24 protein-coding genes and 1 tRNA gene are annotated in these 22804 nt (G+C 68.3%); 12 read left to right on the forward strand and 13 right to left on the reverse strand.

Annotated elements, in window-relative coordinates; all coding sequences use genetic code 11:
- The first annotated feature begins 29 nt into the window (after positions 1-29).
- Together Sp245p_RS03680 and Sp245p_RS03685 are read left to right on the forward strand one after the other, a co-directional pair.
- The gene (locus Sp245p_RS03680) at positions 30-365 is read left to right on the forward strand and encodes a hypothetical protein (RefSeq protein WP_244947846.1); all 336 of its coding nucleotides are present in this window, start codon (positions 30-32) and stop codon (positions 363-365) included.
- Complete coding sequence (locus Sp245p_RS03685; protein ID WP_014241510.1) at positions 362-844, forward strand: cell wall hydrolase; 483 nt, start codon at positions 362-364, stop codon at positions 842-844. The genes Sp245p_RS03680 and Sp245p_RS03685 overlap by 4 nt, the downstream gene beginning before the upstream one ends.
- Positions 845-941: 97 nt before the next feature.
- Here the strand turns inward: Sp245p_RS03685 and Sp245p_RS03690 are convergent, their stop codons facing one another.
- Positions 942-1190, reverse strand: coding sequence for a hypothetical protein (locus Sp245p_RS03690; RefSeq protein WP_014241509.1), 249 nt, complete (start codon positions 1188-1190; stop codon positions 942-944).
- A 305-nt stretch (positions 1191-1495) separates the two neighbouring features.
- Between Sp245p_RS03690 and Sp245p_RS03695 the strand changes: the two genes are divergently transcribed.
- The 6 genes from Sp245p_RS03695 (at position 1496) to Sp245p_RS03720 (ending at position 8919) form a co-directional block, all read left to right on the forward strand.
- On the forward strand, positions 1496-1858 hold the full coding sequence (locus tag Sp245p_RS03695; RefSeq protein WP_041811256.1) for a DUF952 domain-containing protein: 363 nt from the start codon (positions 1496-1498) through the stop codon (positions 1856-1858).
- Positions 1855-2928 carry a quinone-dependent dihydroorotate dehydrogenase gene (locus Sp245p_RS03700; protein ID WP_014241506.1) on the forward strand — a complete coding sequence of 358 codons (1074 nt, stop codon included), beginning with the start codon at positions 1855-1857 and terminating at the stop codon, positions 2926-2928. The genes Sp245p_RS03695 and Sp245p_RS03700 overlap by 4 nt, the downstream gene beginning before the upstream one ends.
- An 8-nt stretch (positions 2929-2936) precedes the next feature.
- The gene (locus Sp245p_RS03705; protein WP_014241505.1) at positions 2937-4172 is read left to right on the forward strand and encodes an EAL domain-containing protein; all 1236 of its coding nucleotides are present in this window, start codon (positions 2937-2939) and stop codon (positions 4170-4172) included.
- 130 nt (positions 4173-4302) lie between these two features.
- Entirely contained in the window at positions 4303-6267 is a 1965-nt protein-coding gene (gene thrS / locus Sp245p_RS03710) for a threonine--tRNA ligase (RefSeq protein WP_014241503.1), read from the forward strand.
- Positions 6268-6351: 84 nt separating this feature from the next.
- A complete protein-coding gene (gene infC, locus Sp245p_RS03715) occupies positions 6352-6879 on the forward strand; it encodes a translation initiation factor IF-3 (protein ID WP_035675720.1) in 528 nt (175 codons plus the stop codon).
- Between the two features lie 198 nt (positions 6880-7077).
- The gene (locus Sp245p_RS03720; protein WP_014241500.1) at positions 7078-8919 is read left to right on the forward strand and encodes a transglycosylase domain-containing protein; all 1842 of its coding nucleotides are present in this window, start codon (positions 7078-7080) and stop codon (positions 8917-8919) included.
- Here the strand turns inward: Sp245p_RS03720 and Sp245p_RS03725 are convergent.
- Together Sp245p_RS03725 and Sp245p_RS03730 are read right to left on the reverse strand one after the other, a co-directional pair.
- Positions 8916-9584 (reverse strand): SH3 domain-containing protein, encoded by a 669-nt coding sequence (locus tag Sp245p_RS03725; RefSeq protein WP_014241499.1) that lies wholly within the window; start codon positions 9582-9584, stop codon positions 8916-8918. The two genes, Sp245p_RS03720 and Sp245p_RS03725, sit on opposite strands and share 4 nt — an antisense overlap.
- Positions 9585-9592: 8 nt before the next feature.
- Positions 9593-10729: a hypothetical protein gene (locus Sp245p_RS03730; RefSeq protein ID WP_014241498.1), complete on the reverse strand. Its 1137-nt coding sequence runs from the start codon at positions 10727-10729 to the stop codon at positions 9593-9595.
- 269 nt (positions 10730-10998) lie between these two features.
- Between Sp245p_RS03730 and Sp245p_RS03735 the strand changes: the two genes are divergently transcribed.
- Complete coding sequence (locus Sp245p_RS03735) at positions 10999-11319, forward strand: ribbon-helix-helix domain-containing protein (RefSeq protein ID WP_082188189.1); 321 nt, start codon at positions 10999-11001, stop codon at positions 11317-11319.
- A gap of 25 nt (positions 11320-11344) precedes the next feature.
- Here Sp245p_RS03735 and Sp245p_RS03740 read toward each other — a convergent pair whose 3' ends face one another.
- Complete coding sequence (locus Sp245p_RS03740) at positions 11345-12220, reverse strand: TIGR01459 family HAD-type hydrolase (protein ID WP_014241496.1); 876 nt, start codon at positions 12218-12220, stop codon at positions 11345-11347.
- A 38-nt stretch (positions 12221-12258) separates the two neighbouring features.
- The gene (locus tag Sp245p_RS03745) at positions 12259-13500 is read right to left on the reverse strand and encodes a glycosyltransferase family 4 protein (protein WP_014241495.1); all 1242 of its coding nucleotides are present in this window, start codon (positions 13498-13500) and stop codon (positions 12259-12261) included.
- Positions 13501-13542: 42 nt separating this feature from the next.
- Here Sp245p_RS03745 and Sp245p_RS03750 point away from each other — a divergent pair, with 42 nt between their 5' ends.
- Complete coding sequence (locus tag Sp245p_RS03750; protein WP_014241494.1) at positions 13543-14346, forward strand: alpha/beta hydrolase; 804 nt, start codon at positions 13543-13545, stop codon at positions 14344-14346.
- A gap of 118 nt (positions 14347-14464) precedes the next feature.
- A tRNA-Ser gene (locus Sp245p_RS03755) sits at positions 14465-14555 on the forward strand.
- 365 nt (positions 14556-14920) lie between these two features.
- Here the strand turns inward: Sp245p_RS03755 and Sp245p_RS03760 are convergent.
- The 6 genes from Sp245p_RS03760 to Sp245p_RS03785 form a co-directional block, all read right to left on the reverse strand.
- Positions 14921-16564, reverse strand: a complete 1644-nt coding sequence (locus Sp245p_RS03760) for a recombinase family protein (RefSeq protein WP_014241492.1) — start codon at positions 16562-16564, stop codon at positions 14921-14923.
- Entirely contained in the window at positions 16561-17037 is a 477-nt protein-coding gene (locus Sp245p_RS03765) for a DUF2924 domain-containing protein (protein WP_014241491.1), read from the reverse strand. The genes Sp245p_RS03760 and Sp245p_RS03765 overlap by 4 nt, the downstream gene beginning before the upstream one ends.
- Before the next feature lie 10 nt (positions 17038-17047).
- Positions 17048-17512: a DUF3489 domain-containing protein gene (locus Sp245p_RS03770; protein WP_014241490.1), complete on the reverse strand. Its 465-nt coding sequence runs from the start codon at positions 17510-17512 to the stop codon at positions 17048-17050.
- A 175-nt stretch (positions 17513-17687) separates the two neighbouring features.
- Positions 17688-18095 (reverse strand): DUF5681 domain-containing protein, encoded by a 408-nt coding sequence (locus Sp245p_RS03775; RefSeq protein WP_129557148.1) that lies wholly within the window; start codon positions 18093-18095, stop codon positions 17688-17690.
- Positions 18085-19431, reverse strand: coding sequence for a site-specific DNA-methyltransferase (locus Sp245p_RS03780; protein ID WP_014241488.1), 1347 nt, complete (start codon positions 19429-19431; stop codon positions 18085-18087). The genes Sp245p_RS03775 and Sp245p_RS03780 overlap by 11 nt, the downstream gene beginning before the upstream one ends.
- A 256-nt stretch (positions 19432-19687) precedes the next feature.
- On the reverse strand, positions 19688-20116 hold the full coding sequence (locus tag Sp245p_RS03785; RefSeq protein WP_041811254.1) for a hypothetical protein: 429 nt from the start codon (positions 20114-20116) through the stop codon (positions 19688-19690).
- Positions 20117-20363: 247 nt separating this feature from the next.
- Between Sp245p_RS03785 and Sp245p_RS03790 the strand changes: the two genes are divergently transcribed.
- Complete coding sequence (locus tag Sp245p_RS03790) at positions 20364-20675, forward strand: helix-turn-helix domain-containing protein (protein ID WP_052584303.1); 312 nt, start codon at positions 20364-20366, stop codon at positions 20673-20675.
- A gap of 51 nt (positions 20676-20726) precedes the next feature.
- Here the strand turns inward: Sp245p_RS03790 and Sp245p_RS35595 are convergent, their stop codons facing one another.
- Positions 20727-22403 (reverse strand): MFS transporter, encoded by a 1677-nt coding sequence (locus Sp245p_RS35595; protein ID WP_014241484.1) that lies wholly within the window; start codon positions 22401-22403, stop codon positions 20727-20729.
- Entirely contained in the window at positions 22400-22738 is a 339-nt protein-coding gene (locus tag Sp245p_RS35600) for an HlyD family secretion protein (protein WP_476998022.1), read from the reverse strand. Before Sp245p_RS35600 ends, Sp245p_RS35595 begins: the two co-directional genes overlap by 4 nt.
- Positions 22739-22804 lie beyond the last annotated feature (66 nt).

Raw genomic sequence — 22804 nt, forward strand, 5'->3', positions numbered from 1 at the left:
TCTTTTGCCTTTTTCCTTGGAGAATGCAGATGCAGGAGTCCATCGACCTGTCCTGGTGGATCACGGCGGTCGAGTTGCCGGTCTTGGGCGGGCTGTTCTGGTTGATCGCCCGGCTGCGCCGCGACGCCGAAACCGCGCTGGAGACGGTGCGGGCGCGCGCCGAGACCGCCCAGGCGCAGGTGCGCGAGAGCTTGGCCGCCTACAAGCTGGAGGTCGCCAAGACCTATGTCTCGGTCGCGACGCTGAAGGATGTGGAGCGGCGGCTGACCGACCATCTGCTGCGCATCGAGACCAAGCTGGAAAACGGCTGCGCTCCCTTCGCCCAGCCCTACGTTCCGCCCTATGGCGACGGAGGCCGCCGATGAGGGCGCGCGTCCTGAAGCCGGAGCCCGGATCGGCCGTTCCGCCGCAGGGGCCGTCCGCCGATCCGCCCGGCCAAGCCGTCGACACGCTCGCCCGGACCCTGTGGGGGGAGGCGCGCGGCGAGTCCGTGCGGGCCATGGAGGCGGTGGCGGCGGTCGTGATGAACCGCGTCAGCCGGGCGCGCGATCAGGGAGGATGGTGGTGGGGGAATGACGTGGTCGCCGTCTGCCGTCTGCCGGGACAGTTTCCCTGCTGGGACCCGGACGCGCCGGGACGGCTGGGGCTGCTGTCGGTCACCGCCGCGGACCCGGTCTTCGCCGCCGCCCAGCGGATCGCCCGCCGCGCGGTGGCCGGTCTGCTCGACGACCCGACGGGCGGAGCGACTCACCTGCACCGGGCAGGGGCGAACCCGCAATGGGCGCAGGGGCGCAGCGTCTGTGCCGAGATCGGCGGGTTGCAGTTCTACGACGACGTCGAATGACGCCTCGTGCTGCACCGACGTCTCCCGGCCGCGTTCCGGCGGACCGGACATCCGGGTCCGGACCGCCGCCGCGGAAGGAGAGGCTGGAACGGACCGGTCAGGCGGCTTCCTTGATCATCGCCAGATAGATCTTCCAGGCCGTCTCGACCGAGACGCCGCCGGCGCGCGACCCGGCGGCCAGCATCGCCGCCGAGGGCTTCAGCGGGACGGGCGTGCTGCTCGGCTCGACGGAGGCGGTCAGGGGGGCGCTGTCCACGCTGGACACGATCACCCCATGGATGCGCGAATCGAGCGCGTGTTCCACCGGGTGCCGTTCCTTCACAACGTTCATCGCAATCGCGTTCATGGGGCATCTCCTTGCTTGCTCCCCTCTCAGCAAACCCGATGCCAACTCCGATAGGTTGCCGCCGATGGGGCGGATGCCTTGGAGAATCCTTGATTCTGCTGCTTTTCCGTGTGGTCGCCGGGGTGCGGTCCGGCGGAATGGCGAATTTCCTTCTGCAAAATGCCGCGGGATTCCCAAAGCCACATTTGCAAATTGCGAAGCAAACAGCGCAACGTCCCATTCTGAAGTTATCAACGTTCCGCCGGTTCTCCCGTTTTTGCCACGGCTGGCTTTGCCGGAGGGCTTTGCGGTAAGGTCGCCCTGCCATGACTGAACGGATCATCTTTCATATGTGCCGCGCCGCGGAGTGGGAGCAGGCGCTCGCCGCCGGGGCCTACCACGGCTCGTCGCAGGATGCGGCGGACGGCTTCATCCATTTCTCCACCGGCGCCCAGGTCGAGGAAAGTGCCGCCAAGCACCGCGCCGGTCAGGACGGCCTCGTCCTGCTGACCGTGGACGGCGCCGCGCTGGGCGACGCGCTCCGGTGGGAGCCGTCGCGCGGCGGCCAGCTCTTTCCCCATCTCTACGGCCCGCTGCCGCCCGCGGCGGTGCTGCGCGCCGACCCGCTGCCGCTGGGGCCGGACGGCCGCCACGTCTTTCCGGCGACCTTCAAGGATACCGCACCGTGATCGACCTGTTTCCCATCGTCGGCCCCGTCCTGCGCAGCTTCGATCCGGAGACGGCGCACGGGCTGACCATCAAGGCCCTGTCGAGCGGGCTGATGCCGCCGGTGCGGGAAAAGGACGATCCCATCCTGCGGACCACGGTGATGGGGCTGGACTTCGCCAACCCGGTCGGCCTCGCCGCCGGTTTCGACAAGAACGCCGAAGTGGTCGACGCCATGCTGCGGCTGGGCTTCGGCTTCGTCGAGGCGGGCAGCGTCACCCCCCGCCCGCAGCCCGGCAACCCCAAGCCGCGCCTGTTCCGCGCGCCGGAGCAGGGGGCCGTCATCAACCGCATGGGTTTCAACAACGAGGGGCTGGAGCCCTTCGCCCAACGGCTGGAGCGACGCCTGTCCGGCGGGCGCAAGGCGCCGGGACTCGTCGGGGCCAACCTTGGCAAGAACAAGGACACGGTGGAGGCGGCCGACGATTACGTCCTCGGCGTGACCCGGGTGGCGGCTCTGGCCGACTATCTGGTCGTCAACGTGTCGTCCCCCAACACGCCGGGCCTGCGTGCGCTCCAGGGGCGCGACCCGCTGCGCACCCTGCTTGGCCGCGTTCTCGACGCCCGGTCGGCCTGCAGGCTGGCCAAGGCGCCGCCCGTCCTGCTGAAGATCGCCCCGGACCTGACCGACGAGGACAAGGCGGACATCGCCGCGGTCGCGCTGGAGTCGGGCATCGACGGGCTGATCGTGTCCAACACCACCATCGCCCGGCCGGCGGAGATCCCGGAGCCGCTGCGCGCGGAAGCCGGCGGCCTGTCCGGCAGGCCGCTCTTCGCGCCTTCCACCGCCGTCCTGCGCGAGATGTACGGGCTGACCGGCGGCAAGGTGCCGCTGGTCGGGGTCGGCGGCATCGCGTCGGGCGCCGACGCCTACGCCAAGATCCGCGCCGGCGCCTCGCTGGTGCAGTTCTACTCCGCGCTGGTCTATGCCGGGCCGGCGCTGGTTCTGGCGATCCGGCGCGACCTTGCCGCCCTGCTGCGCCGCGACGGCTTCGCCTCGCTGAGCGACGCCGTGGGGGCGGATCACCGCTGAGCGGGCGCATGGCGGCCCTGACGGCCTTCCTGCACGGGCTGGCCGTCGCCACGGCGGCGGCCTCGGTCGCCCTCGGCCTGCCGGAACTGCGACCCGGCACCGACCCGACGGTGGGCTGGATCGGCGGTGGGCTGATCCTTCTGGCGGGTGGCGTCGCGGACCTGCACCGCCGCCTGGCCCGCCGGCAGGGTGACACCCTGCGCCGGCTGGACCACCTTCAGAAGAGCGTGGATGCGCTGGCCGAACGGCTGGAGCAGCGGATCGCACCGGGGGCGGAAACCGACAACGCCGTTCCTTCTTCCGCCGCCCACGAGGCCGTGCTTCAGGAGGTCAAGCTCCTGCACACGCTGGTCGCCCGGCTCGGCGAACCCCGACCGCCGGGAGAGCGCGAACCGCCGGCGGCGTCCCGCCCGGCCCGGCCAGAGCCCCAAGCCCCGCGCAGCATTCCGGACCCGCAGCCCGCGGCCGGAGCCGAAGCGACGCCGATGGACGCCGCCGCGGTTCTGGAAGCGGTGCGCGAGGCACTGGCCGCCGACCGGATCGACATCCACCTCCAGCCCATCGTCAGCCTGCCCCAGCGCAAGCACCGCTTCTTCGAGGTGTTCTCGCGCGTGCGCGCCGCCGACGGGGCGCTGATCCTGCCCGACCGTTATCTGGAGATCGCGGAGCGCGCGGGGCTGATGGCCACCATCGACAACCTCCTGCTGGTCCGCTGCATCCAGCTGATCCGCGAGACGGAGCGGCGCCAGCACGCCATCGGCTTCTTCTGCAACATGTCCGCCGCCACGCTCAGCGACGCTGCGTTCATGCGGCAGTTCCTCGATCTGTTGGCCCGGAACCAGACGCTGGTGCCCAAGCTGGTGTTCGAGTTGAGCCAGCAGGAACTGCGGGCGGGCGGGGCGGTGACGATGGGCATTCTGTCGCAGCTGTCCCGCATCGGCTTCCGCTTCTCCATGGACCGGGTGAGCGATCTGGACATCGACGTGGACGCGCTGCTGCGCCACGAGATCCGCTATTTGAAGCTGGACTGCACCCTGCTGCTCGACCCGGCCCTGTCGCCGCGCGTCGAGGCGCTGCGCCGCCGCCTGGAGGGCACGGGGATCGACCTCATCGCCGAGAAGATCGAGACGGAGGCGCAGCTCGACGCGATTCTGCGCAGCGGCATCGACTTCGGTCAGGGCTACCTGTTCGGCGGGCCGCGTCCGGCGCGCAAACCGCCGCGGGATAATTTTGCCGTGAATTAATTATGCAAGAAAATTCGCCGTTCGGGCGGCGGATTCGGGCCGGAAATGCCCCCGGCGCCCTTGACAGAAAGCCCGCCCGCATTAGAGATTTCGCCTCCCGGCATCCGCCGGGTGCGATGCAAACAGTCAAATGGTGACTTCGGTGACGTCCAACATCGCCATCACGCTGCCCGACGGCAGCGTGCGGGAGTTCGACCGGCCGGTGACGGGGCTTGAGATTGCCCAGTCGATCGGGCCGCGCCTTGCCAAGGATGCGCTTGCCGTCAAGCTCGACGGCGAGGTGAAGGACCTCACCACCACCGTCACCACCAACGCCAAGATCGAGATCGTCACGCGCAGTCATCCCGACGCGCTCGAGGTCATCCGTCACGACGCCGCCCACGTCCTCGCCGACGCCGTGCAGAAGCTCTATCCGGGCACGCAGGTGACCATCGGTCCGGCGATCGCCAACGGCTTCTATTACGACTTCGCGCGCGAGGAACCCTTCACGCCCGACGATCTGCAGAAGATCGAGGCGAAGATGCGCGAGATCGTCGCCAAGGACGTTCCCATCGTGCGCGAGGTCTGGACCCGCGACGATGCGGTCGCCTACTTCAAGAAGCTCGGCGAGCATTACAAGGCCGAGCTGATCGAGGCGATCCCGGCGGACCAGGACATCAGCGTCTACCGCCAGGACGACTGGCTGGACCTGTGCCGCGGCCCGCACGCCCCGACCACGGGCAAGGTCGGCAACGGCTTCAAGCTGATGAAGGTGGCCGGCGCCTACTGGCGCGGCGACAGCCGGAACCCCATGCTCCAGCGCATCTACGGCACCGCCTGGCGCGACGAGAAGGAGCTGAAGGCCTACCTGCACCAGCTTGAGGAGGCGGAGAAGCGCGACCACCGCCGGCTGGGCAAGGAGCTGGACCTGTTCCACGTGCAGGAGGAGGCCGTCGGCTCGGTCTTCTGGCACCCGAAGGGCTGGACGCTGTTCCGCACGCTGGAGACCTACATCCGCACCAAGCTGAGCCAGGCGGACTATGTCGAGGTCAAGACGCCGCAGCTCATCGACAGCTCGCTGTTCAAGGCGTCGGGCCACTGGGACATGTATGGCGACAACATGTTCAAGGTCTCGGCCGACGATGGCGAGAAGATGCTCGGCATCAAGCCGATGAACTGCCCGGGCCATGTGCAGATCTTCAAGCACGGGCTGCGTTCCTACCGCGACCTGCCGATCCGCATGGCGGAGTTCGGGGCCTGCCACCGCAACGAGCCGTCGGGCGCGCTGCACGGCATTCTGCGCGTGCGCGCCTTCACCCAGGACGACGCCCACATCTTCTGCACGGAAGATCAGGTGGCGAGCGAGGCGGCGGAGTATTTCAAGCTGCAGCTCGGCGTGTACAAGGATCTGGGCTTCGACAAGATCGCGGTGAAGCTGGCGCTGCGTCCCGACGTGCGCACCGGCTCCGACGACCTGTGGGACCGGGCGGAGGGCGCGCTTCGCCAGGCGCTCGACGCCGCCGGTCTGGAGTATGAGGACCTGCCGGGCGAGGGCGCCTTCTACGGCCCGAAGGTGGAATTCCACCTGACCGACGCCATCGGGCGCACCTGGCAGTGCGGCACGCTCCAGTACGATCCGAACCTTCCCGAGCGGCTGGACGCCTCCTACATCGGCGAGGACGGCGCCCGCCACCGTCCGGTGATGCTGCACCGGGCCATCCTGGGCTCGCTGGAGCGCTTCATCGGCATGCTGATCGAGCATTACGCCGGCAAGTTCCCGATGTGGCTCGCTCCGGTCCAGGCGGTGGTCTGCACCATCACCAACGAGGCCGACGGCTACGGGCAGGAGGTCGTCAGCCTGCTGAAGCGCCATGGCATCCGCGCCGAACTCGACACCCGGAACGAGAAGATCAACCTGAAGGTCCGCGAACACAGCCTTCAGAAGGTTCCCGTCCTGGTGGTTGTGGGCAAGCGCGAGGCGGAGGAGCGGACGGTCGCCCTCCGTACCCTCGGTGGTAAGGATCAGGAAGTTCTTGCCCTCGACGCGGCGCTCAATAAACTGAGTGAGGAGGCGAGGTCCCCCGCGGGCGCCGCCGCTTTCGATTCGCCGTTTTAACCGACCGCACCGTCCGGGCGGGCCTTCCTCCGGGAGGTCGCGCCCCGGTGGGTTTCCAGTCATGGAGAAGCGTCCATAGCCAGGATACCGTCCGAAGCCGCTCCGACCCGCGATGGACCGCGGGTAAACCGGGAGATCACGGCTCGCTCGATCCGTCTCGTCGGTGCCGACGGCGAGATGGTGGGCGTCGTTTCGCTGCGCGATGCGCTGCTGGCCGCTGAGGATGCGGGCCTCGACCTCGTCGAGATCGCCCCCCAGGCGGAGCCTCCTGTCTGCAAGATCCTCGACTATGGCAAGTACAAGTACGAGGCGCAGAAGAAGGCCGCCGAGGCGCGCAAGAAGCAGAAGATCATCGAGGTGAAGGAGATCAAGCTCCGACCCAACATCGATGACAACGACTACGACGTGAAGATGCGCTCGGCCCGCCGCTTCCTTGAGGAAGGCGACAAGGTCAAGGTGACCATGCGCTTCCGCGGGCGCGAGATGGCGCACCAGGATCTTGGCATGAACGTGCTGGTCCGCGTGCGCGACGAGTTGGACGAACTGGCGAAGGTCGAGCAGATGCCCAAGCTCGAAGGCCGCCAGATGGTCATGGTCCTCGCGCCGAGGTGACCCCTTCGGCGCGACGGCCCGACCGCCGTCCGCAGAGCACACGCGTCCCCAAAAAAGGCCCGCCGGTTCCGGCGGGCTTTTTTGTTGGGCGCGGCGCCGTTGCCGCCGCTTTGCCATTCCGCAATTACGGGGTACCGGCATTGCGGAAGCGGGGTGGCGCGCCGACGTGAGGCTCGTTCCGCCTCCACCATCCGGCCGATGCCCCGACCATCCCTGTTCCGCCGCGCCGCCCTGGCTCTGACGCTCGCGCTGCCGCTGTTGTCCGGCCTGTCCGCGCCGCCCCCTGCCCAGGCGATGGAGCTGTTCGGGGACGAGTTCCGCACCGTCGACGACGTGTTGGCCTACAACCGCGGCCACGGCGTGCGCTTCCTCGACCGGCAAGGGCGCTTCATCGGCTCCATCGGCGAGACGTACGGTGATACGCTGACGTTGGAGAGGATGCCGAAGCACCTGATCCAGGCGCTGATCGCCAAAGAGGACCGGCGCTATCTGGAGCATGATGGCATCGATTTCCAGGGTCTGGCCCGCGCGCTGGCGGTGGCGGTGACGTCCGGCCGCTTCAGCCAGGGCGGCAGCACGCTGACCCAGCAGACGATGAAGCTGATCTTCCTCAACCGCTACAACCGCTGGTCCCGCAAGGCGTACGAGCTGTACAGCGCCAGCGATTTCGAGGAACAGCTCGGCAAGAAGAACGTCCTGTATCTGTACCTCAACCGCGCCTATTTCGGTTTCGGCGCGTACGGGGTGGACGCCGCCGCCCGCGTCTTCTTCGGCAAGCCGGCGGGCAAGCTGTCGCTGAAGGAGTCGGCGATGCTCATCGGCGCGCTGCCCGCCCCCTCCCGCCTGAACCCCTTCGCCGATCTGGAGAAGGCGGAGGCCAAGGCCGCGCTGGTGCTCGACGCCATGGCCGACGCGGGCTTCATCACCGAACGCACGGCGGAGCAGACCAAGCGCCAGCGCCCGATGCTGGCCGCGGCCAACAAGGCGGCGGTCCTGTCCACCGGCCACTTTCGCGAGACGGCCAAGGCCCGCTTCGACCGTTTCGCCGCCGACCGCTACGGCGGCGATCTTCCAGGGCCGACCTTCACCGCGCGCACCACGCTTGACCGCGATCTTCAGGGCGCCGCCCTGCGCAGCGTGGAAACCACCCTGAAGCGCCACGCCAAGGGCCTGGGCGACGCGGAGGTCGCCCTGGTCGCTCTGGACGGCGACGGGGCGATCCTGGCGATGATCGGCGGGCGCGACGCGGCGGCCCGGCGCGACCATTTCAACCGCGCGCTCCAAGCCCGCCGCCAACCCGGCTCGGCCTTCAAGCTGTTCGTCTTCCTGGCGGCCCTGGAGCGCGGACTGACCCCGGACTCCCGTGTCGACGGCTCGCGCATGGAGTTCACCGACGGGCGGGCCATCCGCAACTTCGACAACCGCTACCCGTCCTCGGTGACGCTGGCCGATGCCTTCGCCCATTCCACCAACACGGCCTCGGCCCGCCTGACCCGCGGCCATGCGGAGGAGATCGCCGCCGCCGCCCGCCGTCTCGGCGTCGAGTCGCCGCTGGAGCCGGATCTCGGCCTTGCGCTGGGGGTCAGCGAGGTGTCGCTTCTGGAGATCACCCAGGCCTACGCGGCGGTGGCCAACGGCGGCAACAAGGTCAATGGCCATCTGTTCCAGCGCATCGGCGATCCCGCCGGGCGGACGATCTACAGCTACACGCCGCCGAAGGCGGAACGGGTGATCGACCCGCAAATCTCGGCCACCCTGAAAGCGATGCTGGGCGAGGTGATGCGGGACGGCACGGGCAAGACGGCCCGCCTGCCGGAGGCGCTCGCCAAGAGCGGGGCGGGCGGCAAGACCGGCACCACCAACGATTACCGGGACGCCTGGTTCATCGGCTTCGCCGACGGCGTGGCCGGGCGCGGCCTGACGGTGGGGGTGTGGGTCGGCAACGACGGCAACACGCCGATGAAGGGAGTGACCGGCGGCTCCGTCCCGGCGGAAATCTGGCGCCGCTTCATGGTCGAGGCGGCCCGGGTGAAGGGTTAGCGGCCCTTCGCCCCGGCGAGCAGGGAGGCGCCGACGAAGCCCAGCGACCGCCCGTTCCGCCCGACCTCGTACCAGGAGCCGAAGGCGGCCATCACGGTGACCGTCTCCCCCCGCTCCAGGACGTCGGCCACCTTGGCGTCGCAGAAGGGGGCGACGCGCAGGTTCGCGGCGGCGCGGACGCGCACCCGCGTCCCCACGGCGATGGCCGGGCGGCGCGTGTCGGCGCTGCGCTCCTCGGCGATGGGACCGGGCAGCGCGCAGCCGCGATCCTCCTTCGAGGCTTTGGCATAGCCGCCCTTGAAGCGGTTCGCCGGCGGGCTTTCCGCAACCGCCGCAGGGGCGGGGCCAGCCGGTTTGCGGGCCGGCAGTGGGCCGGCAAGGGCATCGGTGGTGGTCGGCACCGGGGGCTCTGCCGCGGGAGCGGTGGCCGGTTCCGCCGCCGTTGTCGCCGTTGATGGCGCGGGCGCGGTCAGCACCGGCACAGGAAGCAACGGTGCCAGACCCTGCGGCGCCACCTTTGCCGCCATTCCCAGCGGGGTCAGCCGGGGAAGCACGGCGGTCGGCGGCGGGCGCGGCGTGAAGGTCGGTTCGGCCTCCTCTGCTTGCGCCTGAGGGCCGCCCAACAACGCCAGCAGACCGAAAAGGGGAAGGGCGAGCCGGCGCATCCGCCGCCTCAATCCACGGTGACGCGGGCAACGAGCGCGGGCAGGGTCTGGCAGCGGAACAGCCCGTCCAAGGTCTGCTGCTCGGTCAGGCGCAGCGACAGGGCGCAACCGTAGGCGTTCACCGTCAGGGTGGTCTGCGCCAGCGCGCCGATGGCGGCGGAAGGCTTGGCGATGCTGTAGCCGGGGGCGCCCAGCCGCCCGGCGAGCGCGCCGTTGACCGGGTTGACGGAATCGATCTCCAGCGTCAGCGGACCCAGATTGTTCAGCACCGTTTCGGAATGCGGGTCCTCCTTCGTCGCGTAGAGCTGTACCGGCACCGCCTTGCGGCGGGCGATCCAGTCCTTCAGCGCCAGATTGCCCAGCACCGCGTCACGGCTCTGCAGCGCCGCCTCCATGGCGATCTGGCGCAGCGACGGGTCGTTGCCGCCCAGCGCCGCCTCATAGGCGGCGATCCGCGCCGGGCGGTCCGCGCCCTGAATCCGGATGCGCAGGTCGGCGATCCGCGCCGCACGGGCCTCCTCCTGCCGCCGTTCGGCGGCGGCGCGCTCCTCCTCCGCCTTGGTGGCGGCGGCCTGCCGGGCGAGCAGATCCTCCTCGCGGCGGCGGCGGGCGTCCTCTTCGGCGCCGCGGGCCTCGGCGTCGCGGGCGATCTGCTCGCGCAGGCGGTTGGCCTCGGCGGAGCCGGCCAGCACCGGGCGGCCGGGAAGCTCCTCCAGCGGCTGGCCGATGCCTTCCAGCACCTCCGGGTTGCGCAGTTCGATGCGGGCGTTCCAGCCGTTGGGGCCGAGCGTGGCGAGCGCCGTGGCATTGAGCGTCTTCTCCAGACCGGCCTCGGCAACGGGGCGGATGAAGGTTATGGCGCCGTCCCGGCTTTCGATCGCGTAGGTCGGCTTGGCGAGCCGCAGCTTGGCTCCGATTCGGACGGCGGCCCGCGATTCGGCGGGTTTCGCGGCGGTCTTGCCGTCGGGTGCCGGCGCGGGAACCGGGTCCGCCGTCACCTCCTCGACGGTCCAGAGCGGCGGGACGAGGCGCGACACCTCGGCGCGGATGCGGTCGATGGGCAGGTCGGACGCGCGGGCCGGCAGGACGGGAGCCAGCCCGGCCATCAGCGTCACCGCGATCCCCCACGCCGCCGGTCGCACCATCGCTCGTTCTCCACCGGAAGTGACCACTACAGCTTGTGCCGGTTCATCCAGGCACTGGTACAGCGAAGGCGCCCGGGAAGGGAAGCGGCTTTTGCCCGGGCCAAGGTTGCGCAGCGGCTGGAACGGTGAACCTCGGGTGGGGATCGCGACCCCCGGTCGAAATTGGCTTTGTGCCCACACGCCGCTTGCAATATCATCATACAAGTGAATGTATATTCGCCGGAAACGCGAGCGCCTTTCCGCAACGGCAGGGGACCAAGGGCAACGATATGGCGGGCAGACAGGGGAACAAGGAAGGGCCGGTCCTGGTCTGTCGCAATGTCAAGGTTTCGGGCCGACGCACCAGTCTTCGGATGGAGCCCTACATTTGGGACTCCTTGAAGGAAATCTGTGAGCGTGAGGGGCTGACGCTGAACGACATCTGCACCCAGATCGATCAAAGGCGCGGGGAGGCGAATTTGACCGCCTCGATCCGCGTCTTCATTGTCAGTTATTTCCGCAACGCCATCGGAAGCCGCGGCTTCTCCGAAGACGGACCGTCCAGCATTCTGCGCAAGGCGATGGACGACGCCATCCCGCCCTTCGATTGAACCGGGGGACGGGACGGCCGCCGTCTCACCAGCGCAGGCTGGGCAGACTGTAGGTCGGCTGGTGGCCGGATGCCGCGGCGGCGGCGGCCAGCTTGGCCGGATCGACCGCCTCGCCCCAGGCCCCGCCCAACTCTTCGCGATGAATGCCGAAGGTGACCAGCGCCACGTCGACCCCGGCGGCGTTGGCCCCGGCCACGTCGGTGCGCAGGCTGTCGCCCACCGCCAGGATGCGCCCCTTGTCCTTGATGCCCATCAGCGACAGGCAGCGGTCATAGACCGGGGCGTGCGGCTTGCCATGCCAGAAGACGTCGCCGCCCATCTCCTCGTAACGCTGGGCCAGCGTGCCGGCGCAGATGACCATCTGCTCGCCGACCATCACGATCAGGTCGGGGTTGGCGCAGACCATCGGCAGGTTGCGGCGGCGGCAGGCCTCCAGCGCCGGTTCGTAGACCGACAGCGACTCCCCGAAGTCGACGATGCCGGTGTTCACGACGAAATCGGCCTCGTCCGGCGACGCCGCGAGCGTGTAGTCCAGACCCTCATACACGTCCATGTCGCGGTCCGGACCGATGTGGTACAGCCGCCGGCCCAGAGCGGCGTGCCACGGGTCGTCGCGGTCGCGCAGCGCGTCGTAGGCGGCCTCGCCCGAGGTCATGACGTGGTGATAGCGATCCCGCCCGATCCCCATGCCATCCAGCTTGGCGATGACGCCGCCGGTGCGGCGCGGCGCGTTGGACAGCAGGCAGATCACCTTGCCCGCCGCGCGCAGCCGGTCCAGGCACTCGGGCACGCCGGGATAGGGCCGCTCGCCGTCGTGCAGGACGCCCCACAGGTCGAGGATGACCCCGTCGTAACGGTCGATGACGGGGGCGATGCCGGAAAGCTGGACGATGTCGGTCATGAGGTCCGGTGGTGTGACGGGCAGGAAAGGGGGGCGGCTCAGCGGCCTTTTGCGGCGTGTTTGGGCTCGGCGAGAAGCTCCGCATAGACGGCCAGCGTGTCGGCGCACATGCGCTGCTTGGTGTAGCGCTCGGCGACGAAGGCGCGGGCGCGCGCGCCGATGGCGTCGCGCTGCTCCGTCGTCAGGGACAGCGCCTCGTCCAGCGCCTTGGCCAGCGCGTCGGGATCGGCGGGCGGCACCACCCAGGCGGTCTCGCCGGGAATCACCGTCTCCTGGTAGGCGCCGATGGCGGACACGATCACCGGGCGTCCCATGGCCTGGGCTTCGACGATCACCCGCCCGAAGGCTTCCGGCTCCTGCGAGGCGGAGACGACGACGGTGGACAGTCGGTAGGCGGCGGCCATGTCGTTGCAATGGTCGGTCATCGTGACGACGCCCTCCAGCCCGGCGCGGCGCACCTGCTCCTCCAACTCCTGCCGGTAACCGGTGCGGCCCTGGTCGGACCCGACGAGCAGCGCGCAGACGTCCTTGCGCCCCAGCTTCGCCAGCGCGTCGATCAGCACCGTCTGGCCCTTCCAGCGGGTCAGGCGGCCGGGCAGCAGGATCACCGGCTTGTCGTCGGGCAGTCGCCATTTCTGGGCGAGTTGGATCATCCGGGCGGAGCTGACACGCTCCGGCGCGAAGGACAGCGGGTCGATGCCGCGGTGGATGGTGCGGATGACCGCCGGATCGACCGCGTAGTTCTCCAGGATGTGGCGGCGGATGAAGCCGGAGATGGCGATGATCCGTTCGCCCCGCGCCATCACCGAATTGTACCAGCGCTTCAGCCCGTTCTTGTAATTGTACGGGGCGTGGAAGGTGGTCATGTAGCGCGCGCCGGTCTTCTGGCAGGCCAGCCAGGCGCTCCAGGCCGGGGCGCGGGAGCGGGCGTGCACGATGTCCACCCCGTTCTCCCGGATGATCGCCTCCAGCTTGCGCGCGTTGCGGCGGATGACCAGCGGGTTCTTGGAGGCCAGCGGCAGGGTGATGTGGCGGATGCCGGCGCGGTCCAGCTCCGCCGCCATCGGCCCGCCTTCGGACGCCACCAGCGGCAGCGCCCCGGCCTGGGCCAGCGCCAGCGCCACATCGATGCAGCCGCGTTCGGCCCCGCCGGTGACCAGCGCCGGCAGCACCTGAAGAACGACGGGCCGGCGGCCGGCGGCCGCGAAGGCGCCCTTCGCGAAGGCGTTGGCCGGGTTGCGCGGGTCCTCGCCGGTGCTAAGCTGGGATTCGACGTCCATAGTCACAGATTCCTAAAGTCCTGGCCCACAGAGGTGTCCGATATGACCGAACCCGCAGCCGGCCCCGTCCCGTCGCCGGGCGGCGCGCACCATAGCCTGAAGCGCGGCGCCGCGACCATAGCCTATCGTCACACCCCGGGCCGCGACCCGGAAGGGCTGGCCCCCGGCGTGATGTTCCTCGGCGGCTTCATGTCCGACATGACCGGCACCAAGGCGTTGGCCCTGGAGGAATGGGCGGCGGGCGAGGGGCTGTCCTTCACCCGTTTCGACTATCAGGGGCATGGCGCCTCCAGCGGACGGTTCGACGAGGGCACCATCGGGCTGTGGGCCGACGACGCGCTGGCCGTCCTGGACCGCGTGACGGTGGGGCCGCAGATCCTCGTCGGCTCCTCCATGGGCGGCTGGATGATGATGCTGACCGCCCTGCGCCGTCCGGAGCGGGTGGCCGGCTTGGTCGGCATCGCCGCCGCCCCAGACTTCACCGAGGATCTGATGTGGGACCTCTTCGATGAGCCTGTCCGCCGCGAGATCCTGGAGGCGGGCCGCTGGCTTCGCCCCTCCTACTACGGGCCGGAGCCGCAGCCGATCACCCGCGCCCTGATCGAGGACGGGCGCAACCACCTGCTGCTGCGCCAGCCGATCGCCTTCGACAAGCCGGTGCGCCTGCTGCACGGCATGGCCGACCCGGATGTGCCCTGGCAGGTCAGCCTGACCCTGGCCGATCGCCTGACCAGCGCGGACGTGCGGGTGACGCTGGTGAAGGACGGCGACCATCGCCTGTCACGCGAGCAGGACATCGACCTGCTGTGCCGCACGGTGGGCGATCTGGTCCGCGGCTTGGCCTGAAGGAAAGGGCTTCGATCCGTCCAGCGGATCATCCAGAAGACGGTGCAAGATTTTTCCAAAAAAGTGATTTCAGGGGCTTGCGCGCCGCCTTCGGGCTGGATATAAACGCGGCCTCTGCGGAGGGGTGGCCGAGTGGTCGAAGGCGCACGCCTGGAAAGTGTGTATACCCCAAAAGGGTATCGAGGGTTCGAATCCCTCTCCCTCCGCCAGTTTTTCCTGCTGACTTTTCTGTGGCGTCAGCAGAAGTGAGATACCGCCGTACTTCCGGGCGGTTAGCCTTATACTTTCCCAGACATAGACCCTGTCGAGGGGCGCAAGCCGCGCTGTTTGGCCGGTCTGTGCCCGCTTTTCTCCGCCGGTCCGGGATCGACTTCCCTTTCGGGCGCGAAAGGTTACTCGCCTGCCATGGCGCTGTCTCCCGGTTCGGGGAAACCCCGCGCATGACCGGAACCGTCGCGTTCCCGCCAAGACCACGATAGTCCGACAGCGCCGCCCAAGGTTTGGCTGAGTGACGCTGACGAAAGAGCGCGGCGCCCCGAGGGGGCGCCGCGCTCTTTCCCGGATCGGGATATGATCAGCGGGAAGGGAAGCCGAGGAGCCGGCGCTGCTCGTTCCAGGCCAGCGGGATGTCGGTTTCCAGCATCGTGGCCAGGGTGAGGCGGCGCGGCTGCTCCCCGCGCAGGATGGCGTCGACGAGGTCGGGGGCGAGAAAGGCCAGCCTCAGGATCTGGCGGATGTAGGCCTTGGTGCAGCCGGCCTCGGTGGCCAGATCCGACACCGACGCCACCTGCCCCGAGGCGAGTCGCCGGCACCAGCGATGCGCCCGGGCCAGCGCCTTGACCAGCGCCTCGTCGACACGCGGCCGGGCGGTCAGGTCCTGGCCGTCGGGACCGACGATCACCCGCCGGCCGCCCCACGTCTTCAGGCGGGCGGGGATTTCCAGGATCCGTTCATCCACGTCCTCGATCAGGCTCTCGCCCCTCTGCATCAGGCGCAGCGCATTCCCCGGATCGACGCCGTCGCCATGCGGCAGCGTGATGCGGACCCGCTCCGCGCCCACCTCGATGCGCCGCACCAGCACGGCCAGCCGGCGGGCCTTCTCCTGCACCGTCAACCGCTCCCAGTCCCGTCGCCCGGCACCGGCCATGAGCGCGCAGAGCCGATCCTCCACCAGCTGTTCGATGGCCGGGGCCGACACCCGGGTCAGCGTGCCGGCCGTCTCCGGACGGTGCTGCAGGACCGCCTGGCTGGTGTAGTAGCGGTAGCGCCGTCCCTTCTTGAGGCAATGCGACGGGCTCATCATGTTGCCGCGGTCGTCGACGATCAGGCCGGTCAGCAGCGGCCGACCGGCAACGCGGGGACGGTTCTCCCGCTCGACCCGGTTGGTCTCCAGGATCGCCTGCACCCGCTCCCACAGCTCCTGCGGCACGATCGCCGCGTGCTCGCCGGGGTAGGGGGTGCCCTTGTGCACCGCCTCGCCGAGGTAGACGCGGTTGCGCAGCAGCTTGTACAGGTTGCCGCGGCCGTACGGGCCGCCGCCGCGCGTTCCCCCGGCCTGGGTGGTCCAGCGCTTGCTGGTGATGCCGCGCGTACGGAGGTCGGCAACCAGTTGTTTCACCGAGCGGAGGTCGCCGTAGCGCTCGAAGATCAGGCGGACCCGCTCCGCCTCCTCGTCGTTCACCACCAGCTTGCGGTCGCGGACGTCGTAGCCGAGCGGCGGCGTGCCGCCCATCCACATCCCCTTGCGGCGGGATGCGGCGACCTTGTCGCGGATGCGCTCGCCGGTGACCTCGCGCTCGAACTGGGCGAAGGAGAGCAGCACGTTGAGGGTGAGCCGGCCCATCGAGGAGGTGGTGTTGAAGTGCTGCGTCACCGAGACGAAGGAAGCGCCCCGGGCGTCGAGGATCTCGACGATGCGGGCGAAATCGGCGAGCGAGCGGGTGAGCCGGTCGACCTTGTAGACGATCACCACGTCGATGCGTCCCTGGCCGAGGTCGGCGAGCAGGCGCTGCAGGCCGGGGCGCTCCATGGAGCCGCCGGAGAAGCCGCCGTCGTCGTAGGACGGACCGGTGAGCCGCCAGCCCTCGTGCGCCTGGCTGGCGATGTAGGCGGCGCAGGCCTCGCGCTGGGCGTCGAGTGAGTTGAAGGACTGCTCCAGTCCTTCGTCGGAGGATTTGCGCGTGTAGATGGCGCAGCGGACGGTCGGGGGCCGTGTCATGCCGGCCGGTCCTTGCCGCGGTCCAGCCGCAGGCCGAAGAACTTCGGCCCCGACCAGGCGGTGCCGGTGATGCGCCGGGCGATGGGGGAGAGGCTGGTGAAGCGCTCGCCCTGATGCTCGAAGCCGTCCTCGAGCACGCGGACCTGATGATGGACGCCGCGCCACTCGCGGCTGAGCACGGTCCCGGGGCTGAGCGACAGGGTGGGAGCCGGGCGGTGATCGGGGTTGCGCTCGAAGGTGCCGGCGAGTCGCGTCAGCCGCCGCCGCGTCTCGGCGGTGAGCCCGCCATGGACCTTTTCCTGAAGCTCCCAGGCGATGAGCCCGGCGAGGATCTCCCGGCTCCGGCACGCCGGAGCGGGGCGTCCGAGCCGGCGCCCCCACTCCAGACGGAGGTCGTCGAGGCTCAAGGTGCGGAGGGCGTCGATGATCGCCTCGAGATCACCGGGCATGCTGGCGGTGGGACGGTGCGCCATGGGCCGGTCCTCAACCGGCATCGACAATGCGATACACGCGGCCGGCGTCGGTCCGGGTCGATTCGATCGTGAGCCCGAGCCTCTTCCTGAGGGCGCCGGAGATGGCGCCACGCACGGTGTGCTTCTGCCAGCCGGTGGCGGCAACGATCTCGTCGAGGCTGGCGCCTTGTTCGCGGCGGAGCAGGACGATCACCTGCGCCTGCTTGGAGATGGCCGGGGTGCTGTCTTCAGCGGGGGGTGGTGTGGGCTCCAGCTTCTGGAGGCCGGTCCAGAGGCCGTGGACCGCACTTGCCCGGGTTTTGAAGCGTTTGGACAGCACCCCGGGAAGGACATTCCATAGAGCGGTCAGGCGGGGCAGGGAGAGGCCACTGGCGGCAAGCTCCTCTTCCGAGCGGATCAGCAGGGCATCGGCTGGAAGGCCACGGCTGGTCGTATGTGCAGTAACGGTATCGTCGTGGATGAGGTAGACGGGCATGGCTGTGGATCCTCGGTCGGTGGTGAGCGGTTCGTCGCCTTGGACCCACAGTCACGCTCTCTTGGCGGTTGCCAGCCACTCCTTTCAGGAAGGTTCCATTGCTTTCTTTCGCCGGGTTCGAGCATTTCCGAATGACAGCGCCCGTTCTTCTTTCTGCGGATTTGACAAAGAAAGGTTAGCCATCGTCCTCGTTGTCAATATTTCCGCGGTACTTGGCTTGGTGTTGTTCGACCCGCTTCTCCCATTCCTCATCGGTGAACGGCCCGGGAACAACAAGCACGCCGGTTGGTTCCGACGCGGAGGAGGAAGCCGTTTTGGTTTCCAGCTTCAGAATAGCCTCGAATGCTCTGGTATCCCCTTTGATCGCCTTATGCGTTTGGGCCAGCAGCATTGCTTCTCCCTTGGACACCGTTCTCATTGCACCGTCTTCGCGGAGGGTGACCGTTTCCCCGAGAATTCCGGCAAGCAATGCGCTCAGGTTCTTGCTTTTCCTCGGTCGTCCCTTGGGGTTTCCCGACTTGCCGGGCTGGAACCGGTGCGACGGGGGCGGCTTCTTGTAACCGACCTTGTAATCACCAGTCATAGCTGTCCTCCCGGATTTCGGTCGGCTCGGCCACGGGCGCACGCTGCTTTCCGACGTCCGCATGGCTGTGCCCGGTCCCGGCGAGACGAGCCGCTTCGCCGCTCTCCCGCTGCCAGCGGTCGATGGCGGTGTCGACGTAGCGGGGATCCAGTTCGATGGCGTAGCCCTGCCGGTCGGCGCGGTGGGCGGCGATCAGCGTCGTGCCGCTCCCCGCGAAGGCATCGAGGACAATCCCGCCCTTTTTGGAGCAGTCCTTGACCGTATCCGCGACCAGGGCAACCGGCTTGACCGTGGGATGCATCCGCAATTCGTCGAGCCGGTCGGGCTTCAGCGTGTTGACGCCCGCATAGTCCCAGACGTTGGTGCGGTAGCGCCCATGCTGCCCCAGTTCGAAATTGTTGATGTGAGGCGCCCGGCCGTTCTTGAAGACGAAGACCAGCTCGTGCTTGGAGCGGTAGAAGGTTCCCATGCCGCCGTTGTCCTTGTTCCAGACACAGACGTTCTTCAGTTCGGCGTAGACGGCGCGTCCGGCGGTCGACAGCTCGTGGAGGTGACGCCAGTCCATGCACACGTAGTGGATCGAGCCGTCCGTGCTGTGATCGGCGAGGTTCCGCAGCACCGTGGTGAGGAAGGTGGTGAACTCGGCCTCGGACATCTCGCCGGAGGCCATGGCGAACTCCTGGTGGCGGACGCTGCCGGCGCCGCAGACGTGCCCGGCGATCGGCACGTTGTAGGGGGGATCGGTGAAGATCATCTGCGCCGTCCGACCGTCCATGAGACGGGCGAAGGCGGCCGGATCACGGGCATCACCACACAGGAGACGGTGCGGGCCGAGCAGCCACAGATCGCCGGGCCGCGATACCGGTGGTGCCGTGAAATCCGGTTCCGGCACTTGGTCAGCCGTGGCGGCTTCGTCCGATCCCGTGCCGTCGAGCAGGATTTCGATGTCACCAACCTCGAAGCCGGTGAGGGTGAGATCGAAGCTGATGTCCAGTTCGGTGATGTACTTCAATTCAAGGGCCAGGAGGTCGCGGTCCCAGCCGGCATTCTCGGCGAGTTTGTTGTCGGCGATGATGTAGGCGCGCCTCTGCGCCTCGGTCATCTCCTCCAGACGGATGGCCGGTACGGTCGGCAGGCCGAGCAGCTTGGCGGCGGCGACGCGGCCATGCCCGGCGACAATCCGATCCTGGCGGTCGAGGAGGATCGGATTGGTGAAGCCGAACGCCCCGATGCTGTCGGCGATCTGCCGGATCTGCTTCGGGGAATGGGTGCGCGGATTGCGGTCGTGCGGCTGAAGCGCGGCGACGCTGCGGTATTCGATGTGGAGTTCGGCCACGGCGTGGCTCCCGTGTTGAGCGGGGACACGCCGGACATGAAAATGGCGTGACCCGCGATGGCTTTCGCCGTGTCCACCGGAATCCCGGTTCCGACACGGGCCCATCGGGCGTCGCGCCCTCACTGTCGGAGCTACCACAGGCGGCTTCGGATCGCCCTCGCCGCCGGCCCTCGCTCCAGGCAACACTCTTGTGCCATGGACGGGCGCCGGACGGCAGGGGGCTTGTTCTAACGTTTTGCTCGACCGTGTCCCGACGTCAGCTTTCCACACCGGTGCGGTCCAGGTGGTCGATGAGGCGTTCGGCCACCTCGCGCATGTCCTGGCAGCGGTAGGGGGTGTAGCGGTCTTTCGATGCGCTGCTCGGGCTGGGGGTGATCGCCAGCTTCTCGGTCTTGCGCATCGACACGGCCGGCAGTTCGGCCATGGGGATCAGCCAGGCGCGTTGCACGCTTCCCTGCTGCATGTCGAGCAGCACGGCCAGGAGGAACATGTCCGGCCCGTCCCGGAACGTGCTGGTGCGTACATCGAACTGCACATAGCCGAGCGCGCTGTCGTCCTTTGCGACACGCCCCTTCACCTGGACCGTGACCGAGCAGCCGGTGACCTTGTCGTGCAGGAGGAGATCGACGCCGCCATCGTCGGCGAGCGGTACGAAGGGGGAGAGGCGGCCGGCCGAGGCCAACATGAGCTGCGCTCCGACGATATTTTCGCCAATCCTACCAATCTGCGTGGTGCTGAGAGTCATGTGCATTTGATTCGAGTTCCTCTGTTTCATTTCGAAGACGTAAAAGGTGCTCTTGCTTTGATGCTTCGAGCTCTTGTGGCGCGGCTTTTTGTGGCGAGATCATCAACTGTGAACTCTCTTTCGAGCGCCAAGGTCGGTGCAAGTAAGGCTCCAGGTTGAACACCGGTCAAGGAGAAAAAGTCAGATCATGACTATTCGCTCCAGTGTCTTACCCCTGCTCGACTTCGAGGGGGAGGTCAGCGTGGCGAACCGGGATCGGTATCATCCCAGTTATGTGCAGTTGGTGGAGGCGTTGATCGCTGAACGGAAGAGCCGCGATGTCACGCAGGTGGAGGTTGCTCAGAGAATGGGAACAACGCAGTCGTTCGTATCAAAATATGAACGCCGTGAAGTGCTCATGGACGTACTCGATTATGTTCGCTATTGCCTTGCGATTGGAGTTGAGCCGGTGGAGATTCTCGCGAAATTCAGATGGGATCTAACCAATCTCTCACGGTAGTTGTCTGATGGTGGAGTGTTGTTGAGATCCAGTCTGTTGGGCCGTCCAGGATCATGGTCGATGAACCGAATGGCGTCTCGCTGATGGCCAGCCGCCGACATGGGCCTTGGCGAGTTGGGCCGGCGGGAGCCAACCGCCACGGTGACGCACGGCGCGCGCCATCCTGCGGCGGGAGAGGCCGATCTTGATGCCGACCAGCACGGGCGCGGCGATGACGAAGAGCAGGGCGACTGCGGTGAACGCCGTGTCGTAGGCGATCACCGTGGACTGACCCGTCACGGTCCGGCTCAGAAGGCTCGTCGCGGCCCGGCTCGCGGCCGCCGCCTCCAGCCCCTTCGCCGTTAGCGTGGCTGCGGTGGTCATCAGCCGCTCGAGGGGCATGGAGCCTCCCGCGGTGACGTTGGCGCCGAGGGCCACAACGTTGGCGGCGACGTTGTGGTCGATCAGGGTCTGGAGTGCCGCGACTCCCATCAGGCCGCCAAGCTGGCGACCCGTGTTGAAGAGGCCGATTCCGGCCGCCAGAGTCCGGCGGTCGAGGCTGCCGAAGGCGATGAGGGTGATCGACAGGAATAGGAGGCCGAGGCCCAGACCGCGCAGCAGAATCGCCGCCATCATGTCGTCGGCACCACTCTCGGCGGTCGAGCCGGACAGCATCCACATGGCGCCCATGATCGCCAGGATGCCGAAGGGCACCGTGGCGAATGGGGGGACGCGGCGCACCTGAATCAGAAAGGCGGCCATCAGGAGCGAGCCGATGAAAAGCGCGCCGCTCGGCAACAGCAGCAGGCCAGCCTCGGTGGGCGTGAAGGCGAGGACGGACAGGGCGAACGACGGAATCAGGAATGCGCTTCCGAACAGAGCGGCGCCGGCGACGAAGCTGACGATGAAGGCGAAGGAAAAGGCGTCTGATTCGAACAGGGAAACGTCGAGCAGGCCCTGGCCCTTCATCAACGCCTGTTGGCCAAGAAAGGCCAGCAGAGCGGCTGCGCCGGTCACGGTTAGCCACAGGATGCGGGGCTCCTCGAACCAGTCCCACCGGCTGCCCTGGCTGAGGACGCAAGTGACGCAGAAGACCGCAATAGCGATCAGGGCGAAACTGATTCCATCAAAAGGACAGGAGGCGGCCTTGGCGGGCATCGGTCCGTCGGCGATCAGCAGAAGTCCCGTTGCCGCCAGGGCCAGCGGAACGACGCTGAGGAAGATCCAGCTCCAGGATTGGCTGTCGAGCAGCGCCCCCTGGAAGGCCGGTGCGATCGTCGCGGGAGCGACGACGGCCCCCATGGCGAACAGGGCTTGCAGGACCGGCTGGCGGGATCGCGGGCAGGCGAGAAAAAGGATCGCCTGTCCCCCAACAAGCAAGGTGCCGCCGGCGAGGCCTTGGACGGTGCGAAGGGCGACCAGCAGGTCCAGCCGATCGGTCACGGCGGCGATGCCGCACGCCATACCGATGACCAGGGTCGAGCCGACGACCACGCCGCGCGGAGGGATGCGGGTCATCAGCCAGGGGGCGGCCAGGAAGCCGATGAGCTTGAGCGTGGTGTATGCGATGTCCAGCCAGGCGAACTCGTCGGGGGTCGCGTGGGTGTCGCCCATGATGTCGCCGCGCCCGAGCGACAGGACGGTGCCGGCGACCGCCTCCGTCAGCGCGGCGAGCAGGATGCCGGCGACGAGGAGGATGTCGGCCGCGATCCCGTCACGGCCCGGCGTGGCGGTGGAGGCGGCGGTCATTGGCTGCCTCCTTGGGCGATCTCGACACGCGCCGACAGGCCGGGCACGAGGCGGCCGGGCAAGGGGTTGCTGGCGAGCCGGATCTTCACCGGTACGCGCTGGACGACGCGAACGAAGTTGCCCGTCGCGTTGTCCGCGGGCAGCAGGCTGAAGGCGGACCCGCTGCCGGGCGCAAGGCTGTCGACCACACCGTCGAGCGTCCCGCCCGGATAGCCGTCCACGATGACGCGGGCGCGCTGACCTGGTCGGATGTGTTCGAGCTGGGTTTCCTTGTAGTTCGCCACCACCCACACAGTGTCGAGAGGAACGATGTCGAGCAGGGAGGCGCCCGGCACGACGAGGCGGCCGACGCGGACCTGACGGTTGCCGACCGCGCCGCCGACCGGCGCGCACCACGGTGC

Source organism: Azospirillum baldaniorum (assembly GCF_003119195.2).
Taxonomy (GTDB): Bacteria; Pseudomonadota; Alphaproteobacteria; order Azospirillales; family Azospirillaceae; genus Azospirillum; species Azospirillum baldaniorum.

Bases quoted from the DNA above. Each gene is read 5' to 3' on its own strand.
- Sp245p_RS03735 (WP_082188189.1), top strand. From the start codon at position 10,999: ATGGCGGGCAGACAGGGGAACAAGGAAGGGCCGGTCCTGGTCTGTCGC.
- Sp245p_RS03730 (WP_014241498.1), bottom strand. From the start codon at position 10,729: ATGGTGCGACCGGCGGCGTGGGGGATCGCGGTGACGCTGATGGCCGGG.
- Sp245p_RS35595 (WP_014241484.1), bottom strand. From the start codon at position 22,403: ATGACCGCCGCCTCCACCGCCACGCCGGGCCGTGACGGGATCGCGGCC.
- Sp245p_RS03745 (WP_014241495.1), bottom strand. From the start codon at position 13,500: ATGGACGTCGAATCCCAGCTTAGCACCGGCGAGGACCCGCGCAACCCG.
- Sp245p_RS03705 (WP_014241505.1), top strand. From the start codon at position 2,937: ATGGCGGCCCTGACGGCCTTCCTGCACGGGCTGGCCGTCGCCACGGCG.
- Sp245p_RS03680 (WP_244947846.1), top strand. From the start codon at position 30: ATGCAGGAGTCCATCGACCTGTCCTGGTGGATCACGGCGGTCGAGTTG.
- Sp245p_RS03685 (WP_014241510.1), top strand. From the start codon at position 362: ATGAGGGCGCGCGTCCTGAAGCCGGAGCCCGGATCGGCCGTTCCGCCG.
- Sp245p_RS03785 (WP_041811254.1), bottom strand. From the start codon at position 20,116: ATGTTGGCCTCGGCCGGCCGCCTCTCCCCCTTCGTACCGCTCGCCGAC.
- Sp245p_RS03765 (WP_014241491.1), bottom strand. From the start codon at position 17,037: ATGGCGCACCGTCCCACCGCCAGCATGCCCGGTGATCTCGAGGCGATC.
- Sp245p_RS03690 (WP_014241509.1), bottom strand. From the start codon at position 1,190: ATGAACGCGATTGCGATGAACGTTGTGAAGGAACGGCACCCGGTGGAA.
- Sp245p_RS03695 (WP_041811256.1), top strand. From the start codon at position 1,496: ATGACTGAACGGATCATCTTTCATATGTGCCGCGCCGCGGAGTGGGAG.
- Sp245p_RS03770 (WP_014241490.1), bottom strand. From the start codon at position 17,512: ATGCCCGTCTACCTCATCCACGACGATACCGTTACTGCACATACGACC.
- Sp245p_RS03720 (WP_014241500.1), top strand. From the start codon at position 7,078: ATGCCCCGACCATCCCTGTTCCGCCGCGCCGCCCTGGCTCTGACGCTC.
- Sp245p_RS03740 (WP_014241496.1), bottom strand. From the start codon at position 12,220: ATGACCGACATCGTCCAGCTTTCCGGCATCGCCCCCGTCATCGACCGT.
- Sp245p_RS03775 (WP_129557148.1), bottom strand. From the start codon at position 18,095: ATGACTGGTGATTACAAGGTCGGTTACAAGAAGCCGCCCCCGTCGCAC.
- Sp245p_RS03725 (WP_014241499.1), bottom strand. From the start codon at position 9,584: ATGCGCCGGCTCGCCCTTCCCCTTTTCGGTCTGCTGGCGTTGTTGGGC.
- Sp245p_RS03760 (WP_014241492.1), bottom strand. From the start codon at position 16,564: ATGACACGGCCCCCGACCGTCCGCTGCGCCATCTACACGCGCAAATCC.
- thrS (WP_014241503.1), top strand. From the start codon at position 4,303: ATGGTGACTTCGGTGACGTCCAACATCGCCATCACGCTGCCCGACGGC.
- Sp245p_RS03750 (WP_014241494.1), top strand. From the start codon at position 13,543: ATGACCGAACCCGCAGCCGGCCCCGTCCCGTCGCCGGGCGGCGCGCAC.
- Sp245p_RS03790 (WP_052584303.1), top strand. From the start codon at position 20,364: ATGACTATTCGCTCCAGTGTCTTACCCCTGCTCGACTTCGAGGGGGAG.